This window comes from Thermoleptolyngbya sp. M55_K2018_002, from assembly GCF_015295965.1.
Lineage (GTDB): Bacteria > Cyanobacteriota > Cyanobacteriia > Elainellales > Elainellaceae > Thermoleptolyngbya > Thermoleptolyngbya sichuanensis.
In genome coordinates this window covers 1-8897 of the sequence record NZ_DVEA01000105.1, presented here as the reverse complement: position 1 = coordinate 8897, position 8897 = coordinate 1, and the positions used below count along the sequence as shown (strand labels likewise).

The 8897-nt window shown below is 55.1% G+C and carries 5 protein-coding genes and 1 tRNA gene; 4 read left to right on the top strand and 2 right to left on the bottom strand.

From position 1 onward, the window contains the following. The coding region (locus tag IGS51_RS05340) for a tetratricopeptide repeat protein (RefSeq protein ID WP_297076835.1) at positions 1-781 on the top strand (781 nt) is incomplete at its 5' end. Further along, complete coding sequence (locus tag IGS51_RS05335; RefSeq protein ID WP_297076832.1) at positions 778-1317, top strand: nickel-binding protein; 540 nt, start codon at positions 778-780, stop codon at positions 1315-1317. The genes IGS51_RS05340 and IGS51_RS05335, both read left to right, overlap by 4 nt. Before the next feature lie 122 nt (positions 1318-1439). On the opposite strand, the gene IGS51_RS05330 is transcribed toward IGS51_RS05335, so the two are convergent. Further along, positions 1440-2093 (bottom strand): hypothetical protein, encoded by a 654-nt coding sequence (locus IGS51_RS05330; protein WP_297076829.1) that lies wholly within the window; start codon positions 2091-2093, stop codon positions 1440-1442. 1267 nt (positions 2094-3360) lie between these two features. Between IGS51_RS05330 and IGS51_RS05325 the strand changes: the two genes are divergently transcribed. Continuing rightward, positions 3361-5037 (top strand): cellulase family glycosylhydrolase, encoded by a 1677-nt coding sequence (locus IGS51_RS05325; protein ID WP_367279265.1) that lies wholly within the window; start codon positions 3361-3363, stop codon positions 5035-5037. Between the two features lie 535 nt (positions 5038-5572). Continuing rightward, positions 5573-5654: transfer RNA gene (locus IGS51_RS05320), tRNA-Leu, on the top strand. A 33-nt stretch (positions 5655-5687) separates the two neighbouring features. Here the strand turns inward: IGS51_RS05320 and IGS51_RS05315 are convergent. Next, complete coding sequence (locus IGS51_RS05315; protein ID WP_297076824.1) at positions 5688-8312, bottom strand: EAL domain-containing protein; 2625 nt, start codon at positions 8310-8312, stop codon at positions 5688-5690. Positions 8313-8897 lie beyond the last annotated feature (585 nt).

Sequence of the window (8897 nt, the reverse complement as noted above, 5' to 3'; positions counted from 1 at the left end):
GGAGATGGCGCGGGCAGAGGCGCTGTTGGAAGAAGCGCGATCGCTGGCAGCGCGAGTGGGCTACGAGTCGGCAGATTTGTACGGCGGGCTGGGGCGCGTGCGGCTGCACACGGGCAGCTATGACGAAGGGCGGGAACTGCTGCAACGGGCCTACGAGATCGCGCAGCAGGAGCAGAATCATTGGCGCGAATGCTGGGTGCTGAGCTATCTAGCCATCACCGAACTGGAAGCGGGAGACCCAGCGGCAGCCCTGGCCTACAGTCAGGCGATCGCCTCCGTTGCTTCGCAGATCCAGGGGCAGGGCAGCGAGTCCGCCATGGCCGATGCTCTCACCGCGCTGGCCCGATATCATTTGCAAGAACCCGATGCAGCGGCGGCACTCGATCGGGCGATCGCCGTCCTGCGACAGTTAGACAATCGCCGAATGCTGTCGTATCTGCTGAGTAGTGCTGCTGAAGTCGATCTAGCGGGCGATCGCCCCGTCCAAGCCATTGAGAAAGCAGCCGTGGCGCTGTCCGAAGCCCAGGCAATTGATCAACCGGTCGATTTGGCGCTGGCGTGGGCGCTGCTGGTGCAGGGCTGGCTGCGAGTTGCCGAAACTGCTCCCGATCCCAACGCTGTCGGCGCGGCTCAGCAGCAGGCAAGGAACCTGTTCCAGCAGTTCTATCCGCAAATCAGCGTCGCCGATCTCAGCCGCCGCGCCCGCGCCGCCGTTGCCCAAACCCGACACCAGATGTCCCTGATGCATCCCCATGCCGTTGCTCTGAAAAAAGTACCATGACCCTCATTATTGTTGAAACCGATCGCCCTGATCCCATCACGCCAGAGGTTCTGGCAGACGAAGGAAAGCGAGTGTTTCCCTGTTTGGCAGCGCGAAAGGCAACCTGGCGATATTCCCTGCTGTCGGGCGATCGCCGCCGCATGATTTGCAGCTTTGAGGCTCCCGATGCCGAAGCCGTCCGCATGTCCTACCGCACGGCTTATGTTCCCTTTGAAAAGATGTGGGTTGACCATCTTTGCGAACCGGAGGGTATTCCGCCTGTGTGGAACGAGTCTGTGCTGATGGTGGCTGAGATCGCCTATCCAGTGGGACTTTCGAAGCCAGAGCAGCAGGCGCAGTGGCAAGTTATCACCCAGCGCTTGCTGCCTTGTTATGCAGAGCAGGGCGTGGAATGGGTGCGATCGCACGTTTCGCCAGACCAAACCCTGATCCTGTCGGAACTCAACGCGCCCGATCCGGAACTCATCGAGGCGGCCCATCGCCAGGTCAATCTACCCCTTTTCTGCTTGTGGTCGGCCACGCTGCTGAAGCCCTAGTCCGGTTTTTGTGGGGCAACGTGCTAAAAAGTGTGAATCCCCGCAAGGTCTTACCCAGCAGGGATTCTAAATCAGAGACAAATTAGAGCAAAGATGAGAGACGAACCTGGCTTACAGACAGATTAGGACGCAAGGCGCTGCTGCTGCCATACCGTGTTGGGCACACGAGTAAAGCGGGTCTGCTGCTTTTGCGCGGGCTGCTCTGCTTTCAGATTTTCCATCTGAGCCATCATTTGCTTCAGATGATTCAGCAAGTCGTCGATCTGAGCGGGGCTGTCCGCACCCTTTAGCGCCTGAGACACACTTTCGACCGTCGCTTCGAGAGAAGCAGGCTGAGCCGCTTCGGCAGAAACCGCATGGCGCTTGATTGGCTCAAGGCTGACTAATTCTGCTTGCTTGCCAACCGCAACCGTGGCTCGCTGTTCCACTTCGACCTGCGCCAGCGAGTGCTGAAGTAGTTCAGCCGCAGGAGAAACAGTCTCCACCTCATCCAGGAAAGCCTCCAGACCTGCCGAAGCCAGCCGCGTCTCCGAAAATCGCAGGCTTTCCAATTCGTTTTCCTTATCTTTTAGCTGCTGACGTAGGTCAGACACTTCATCCTCTGCCTTGCTTAGCTTCCGAGAAGAATCGCTCCAGCTCATCAGCGCCAGAGCCGTCACACCAGCACCCAGACTGACTGCCGTTGCAAGCCCCAGGTAGGGCCCCGATAGCTCCTTAAGTTGCCCTGCGAAAATGGGCTGGTTCTCTAAATGAACCGTTAGGGGCTGAGAACCCATTGCAGCCATAGGAAGCGTAGCTGCCGAAAACACAACACCTGCGAGCAGTGACGAAGACAATAAAGTACGTGGAAAGCTCATAGTTCAGGAACCAAAAAACAACAGAAATGTAGAAGCGGCTAACTACGTGAAATCGTCATCCCTATTAGATATGCCCACTTTCAAGCCGTGGTACAACCCGTGCTGCGTAACGATACCCTGGTGGCTAGAGTTCGGGAAGACATCTGCTTACTTACAACACTAACCCGCAGACCAAGGGGCTTGGGTATGCCTTTCGTAAAGAGCACAGTCTTGCGTTTAAAGCTCAAGTAAACTTTCATATCGCGCTCTATATAAACACTCATTTCGCCACCTGAGACAGAAGTGATCTAAAGCAAAAAACAAGCGCTTTAGCTAACTTACATCAGTATGTCTTTTGCCAGAGGCAGAGGTTTTTATGGAACAGATCCCGAACTAAATATAGGGAGCCAATTATGCCAAGTCATCCATTGAGTGGCTACAAATCTGATAGTTTCGAGAAAAACTGTATAAGATTAGACGAAAATGTGGCTTTGCAAATTTTTCAATTTCCTGGCAATAGGGAGCGATCGCTCATCAATAAATGCTGGAATAATACTGAATTCGGAAATTCCATCTCTTGAATATTGACGCTTCAACTTATTGGAAGCTTTTCGGATTCTTTTCAAATACTTTTCCAAAGCTTTATCAAATATGTGAAAAATAAAGCAGGCATGAAGCACTGATTTTCAGAGAATTATTTGGCTCATGTTCAATCTCCACTTGAATCTCTACATTAGTCTTCAAAGCAATGGGGATTTCTGGATAAATACATGCCGAACAGAGAATTCTCCCGAAATCCTCCTAAGTATTTTCTGTGATGAAACTATCCGAAAAATCACCGAATTAGGTTTCTTTATCAAAACTTGAATCTTGCTTTAGGAAGAATTCAAGCTTCCCGGAGTTTTGCGGAAACCTATGTAGAGGAAAGAGGTCATTTTTGAATCAGGTGGTACATCTTCTGAGTGTCTTGCACTCTCCAATACGTCTTTCGATGGAGGACTTAATAACCATGAGCAGAAAACTCACGCAGATCTTTCGAGGTGGGTTTGTCAATCGGGGAGGACGACGCCAGAGGGGACATCAAGACGCAGACGGTTTTTTGACCAAACGGCAGACCAAACGGCAATGGAGACTCGGCAAAGGTCTGAAAGGCTTCCTGCTGTTTGGTTTGTCACTGTTGCTCACCGTTGGCTTCACGCTCCGCCTGTTGCCGTCGGGGTTGTCGGGTTCACCCGTGGCGATCGCCTCTACAGTCGTGCAAACTCCGCTCTCGACCCGTGGCTCACAGATTCTCGACGCTTCGGGCAAAACAATCCTGCTGCGCGGGGTGAACTGGTTTGGCATCGAGACAGAAACCCACGCGCCGCATGGACTTTGGGCCCGCGACTATAAGCAAATGCTGGCGCAGATTCGCAGCCTGGGCTACAACGTGATTCGCCTGCCATTCTCGATTCAATCGCTGCGATCGCAAACCATCAGCGGCGTGGATTTTTCTATCGGCAGCAACCGCGAATTGCAGGGCAAAACGCCCCTCGAAGTCATGGATCTGGTGATTCAAGAAGCCCAGCGCCAGGGCCTGATGATCCTGCTAGATTGCCACCGCCTAAACGACCAGCGCATTCCTGAATTGTGGTACGGCGATGGCTTTACGGAACAGGACTGGATCAGCACTTGGACAATGCTGGCCAACCGATATCGAAACCAAGCGAACGTCATCGGAGCCGACCTCAAGAACGAACCACATGGTCAAGCAAGCTGGGGCACAGGGAACCAGTCTACTGACTGGCGATTGGCCGCTGAGCGGGCCGGAAACAGCATTTTGAACGTGAACCCCAACTGGCTGATCGTAGTTGAAGGCGTGGAGAAAAACGTGCCGGGTCAGCGGCTTGCGGTTCACTGGTGGGGCGGCAACCTAGAGGGCGTGCGAAACTATCCCGTGCGCCTGACCCGTCCCAATAAGCTGGTGTATTCTCCCCACGAATACGGGGCAGGGGTTTACAACCAGAGCTGGTTCAATGAACCCAGCTTTCCCCAAAATCTGTATGAGCGCTGGGAGATCGGGTTCAACTATATTGCTCGCGAAGGTATTGCGCCGATTTTTGTAGGCGAGTTTGGCGGCAGACAGGTCGATACTCGTTCCAAAGAAGGGATTTGGCAGCGCCAGTTTGTCAATTTCATTGGGCAAAATCAGCTTCATTTCGCCTACTGGAGTTGGAACCCGAATAGCGGCGACACAGGCGGCATCTTGCAAGACAACTGGCAGACAATTCATGCGGACAAGCAGCAACTTTTGAACCAATTGCTGCCTGTGCCGGGGGTTGCGCCGGGGACGAGTCCATCACCCAGCCCCAGTCCATCACCCAGCCCCAGCCCATCACCTAGCCCCAGCCCGACTCCGAAGCCGAGTCCGTCGCCGAGTCCGTCGCCGAGTCCGAGTCCGTCACCGAGTCCCTCGCCCAGTCCATCACCCAGCCCCAGCCCGTCACCCAGGCCGTCGCCGAGTCCGTCGCCTAGCCCTAGCCCATCACCGAGTCCGTCGCCCAGTCCCTCGCCCAGCCCCTCGCCGAGTCCTAGTCCCTCATCTGGACTCAGCACTAGCTTGACGATGCAGTCAGACTGGCAGACTGGTTTCTGTACTGCCATTCGGGTGGCAAACCAGGGGCGCAGCGCGGTGAACAACTGGCGACTGACGTTTGACATGAATCAGGCAACGATTAACCAGAGTTGGAACGGCACCTTTAGCCGCCAGGGTTCGCGGTATACCGTTGCGCCACCCAGTTGGGGACAGCGGTTGCAGCCGGGACAGTCGGTTGATTTGGGATTCTGTGCAAACAAGCAGGGATCGGATTATCGACCGAGAAACGCGATCGCCACTGCGATTTAGGCGATTTAGGATTTTAGATTTAGGATTTTAGATTTTGGATTGAAGCTCTGGACTGAACGGCCTTGATTGGTCGGGAAATCAGCCGTTTCCAAAATCAAAAATCAGCCTTCTAAAATCGACTCTCTTTGGGCGGCTTGATGCGAGGCTTTGCTGCATCAGCCGTCTATTTTTTGTGCCTGTCAGAACCTACGCACTTTCGATAAGTTTTCTGGGTTTTGGATGATTTCTCGCGGGCGCAGCCCGCGAGAAATCATCCAACTGCGTAAGTCCTCAATAAAAAGGCAAAAAAAGGGGGACTGGTCTGTTGACCAACCCCACCTGCCGATCCTTTGAGAGGAGAACACTAAAAACAATGTACCCTTATTGAGAGTTAATGTCAACACTATCGAAAATCTTTCTCAAGTAATCCCGACGAACCTGCCCGCGTCACTCCTGATGCGCCAGCCCCGCCTGCATTTGCTATGATAGTTAAGCCAAGTTCAAGCCCAAGCGGAACTAACCCGGTTACCGCTTTGGGCAGTAGGCTGGGCAACACGCGGATGTGGCGGAATTGGTAGACGCGCTAGATTTAGGTTCTAGTACCGCAAGGTGTGAAGGTTCAAGTCCTTTCATCCGCATTGATTCAGTCGTTATCTACTCCAGTCATCTGGTTATCCTGTGACTGGTTTGCCTATCAGCAGCGGGGCGATCGCCTCTGGTGGCAAGGGACGGCTAAAGTAATAGCCCTGGGCAAAGTCGCACTGGATGGAGCGAAGAAACTCAACTTGTTCAGCGGTTTCTACCCCTTCAGCGAGAACCTTGAGGCCCAGCCCGCGTCCGAGAGCGACGACGGTGTTGGCGATCGCCACGTCGCTGGAATTATGGGGGGCATCGCGGACAAAGGACTGGTCGATCTTCAGCGTGTGCAGGGGAAAGTGCTTGATCACGCTGAGGGATGAATAACCCGTGCCAAAATCGTCCATCGCGATTTGCACACCCAGGTCTACCAGTTGGCTTAGCGTGCTGGTGGTAAACTGCACATCCCGCATGGCGGCGCTTTCAGTAATTTCTAGCTCCAGATATTGTGGCTCGATGCCCGTCTCTTCTAGCGTTTGCAAGATAGAGGTGGCCAAACTGCTCTGCTGAAACTGCTGTGCCGACAGGTTTACCGCCATCCGCATCGGCGGCAATCCAGCATCCTGCCAGGCCCGCTGCTGCTGGCAAGCGGTTCGCAGCACCCATTCCCCAATCGTGCAGATGATGCCCGACTCTTCGGCCAGGGGAATGAACTGGGCCGGCGAGACAAAGCCCAGCAGCGGGTGCTGCCAGCGCAGCAGCGCCTCTACGCCGACGATCGCCCCCGTCATCAGGTCAATTTGCGGCTGATAGTGCAGCAGGAGTTCCTTGCGAGATAGGGCCTTTCGCAGGTCGCTCTCCAGCGCCAGGTGGTTCAGCGTTTGCACGGCCATGCCTTCGTGATAAATCTGGTAGTTGTTTTTGCCCTGTTGCTTGGCCTGGTACATGGCCAGATCGGCATTTTTCAGCAAGGTTTCCACATCTGCCCCATCGTAGGGAAAGAGAGCAATGCCCAGGCTGGCGGTGATGTATAGCTCCTGTTCCCCCAGGTAAAAGGAACTGGTGAGTCGGTCTAGAATGCGCTGGGCGATGTGGCTGATGTCTTCGGCAGAGTGGAGGTGCGGCAGCACTAGGGTAAACTCGTCGCCACCCCACCGGGCGATCGCATCGCAGGGACGCAGGCAGGCCCGCAGCCGCCGGGCCACCTCTTGCAGCAGTTCGTCGCCCACCGCGTGGCCCAGCGAATCATTAATCAGCTTGAATCGATCTAGATCGAGAAACGCAACCCCCAGCATTTCATCATCTTGCTGGGCGCTGGCCAGGGCCAGCGAAAGCTGATCGTTAAACAGCTGCCGATTGGGCAGGCTGGTGAGGGCATCGTGGGATGCCTGATAGCGTATCATCGCCTCGACCCGCCGCTGGGTCACAGCCAGGTAGAGGTGAATCGCCACCGAGTTGGCCAGCCGAATGTCTTGGGGTGTCCACTCTGGGGCCTGGTTGAGCTTGATCTCGCGCCAGGCCGCAAAGGAGGCACGGGGCATGATGTTGCGGGCATCTTCCTGGTGCTGGCCCGCCCACAAGATTTCCTGGTCATAGCCACTGCGAAAGATACCCAGGTAGCCGACAAACTGATGCTGGAATTGGAGCGGAATCAGGGCGATCGCCCGGATAGAGGTCGGTTCTAGCAGGGCAACGATGGGCCGCCAGCGTGGATCGGCTTGCAGGCTGTCGAAGGTGTGAAAGCGCAGAGTTTCCGACTTTTCGGACTCTAAAGATGTGTCTAGGCGGCTGGCAAACTGGGCGATCGCCTCTGGGCTGGGGGTGTGGGTGCTGGTGAGCGCGGAAAGTCCGTCTGTGCGCCGCCCCAGCAGTTCTTGCCACACCGGGTCTTGCTCCAGATTTGGGCTGTTGGGCTGTTCGCCCATGACGTAGAGTTGAGCCACTTCGCCGCTTGGTTCTGCTGCAATGTAGAGCCGTCCGCCTACTGCCTTTAGCGCTGCCACCATCGCTTCCAAGACCTGCTGCCGAATTTCGGGCTGGCTGAGGGGGCTGTGGAGGAGTTGACTGACCTGGTTGAGGGTCGCTTCGTAAAGCACCTGAGCGCGGGTTTGGGCCAGCAGGTTTGCCTGGGCGATCGCAATCGAAAGCTGATCGACCGAAAGCTGCACTACCTGAAGCTCTCGTTCAGAAAAGTGGCGTGGCTTGCTGTGGTGGGCGACCAATAGCCCCCACAGTTGGCGCTGGTGCAGCACTGGCACGACCAGAGAGGCCTGCACCCCCATTGTGTTCAGGTATTGCACATGGCAGGGATCGGCGGGTGCGTGGCGAATGTCATGGTTGATCAGGCTTTCGCCCGTGTCGGGATGATCCAGCCGATGGGCCATTTGGTGCTGGGCCGATACGTCGGTAATGACTCGCTGGCGGGCCCGCACAAACAAATCCCGTGAGGATTGGGGAATATCGCTGGCCGGAAAGTGGAGATGCAGCAGTGATGGAAGCTGTTTGTTGTGAATCGCTTCGGCAATCACCTCGCCGCTGCCATCCGGCGCAAAGCGATAAATCTTAACGCGATCTACGCCGAGAAACTGCCGAATTTCACGGGCTGCGGTGGAGAGAATCTCCGGCAGTTCCAAAGACTGGCGAATGCGATTGGTGATCTGGTGTAGGACATGCTCTCGGTGGGATGTCCTTCGAGGCACATGCGGACGGGTTTTAGACACAGCTTTCTAGCCTGAATTTTTAGAAAAGAGAGTCCCTAACTATCTAATGCCCCTCATCACCAGAGAATAACCATCAACCCTCATCATAGACGTGACGCAGGGGGGACAGCTTGAAGCGGATAGGACGGGGCTTTGAGGCGGAACTTTGAACCGCGATCGCCCGATAATCTCACTCTGCTGAGGGTACTCCAATTGGGCATGGGTAGATCGATCCTCTCAGGGAGGGTGGGGTCAGGCATAAGGGGCGATCGCAAACTCAAAAGACCACGGTTTTCCAGGACCCATAGTCTAGAGTACCCAGGCGATCGCCCTCTTGCTCATGCCTAAATTGCGGTCGTGTTGAAATTTCTTAAGGCTTAGAGAAAAATTCTCTCAACAAGCTGCTAAAAGGCTACATAGCCTGCACAGCTTGGCTGGCGGGTTGCAGCCTGCATAGGTGCGGTGGGGCTGGCGATAGATTCCGGCAATGGCTGAGAAAATTGAATTTCTTGCTGAACTTTTTGCCACAAACTGAACGCCCAACCCTCTATGCTCCAAGGTGTATCCCACTTTTGTAACCCTCACCCTAAATCCCTCTCCCAAAGC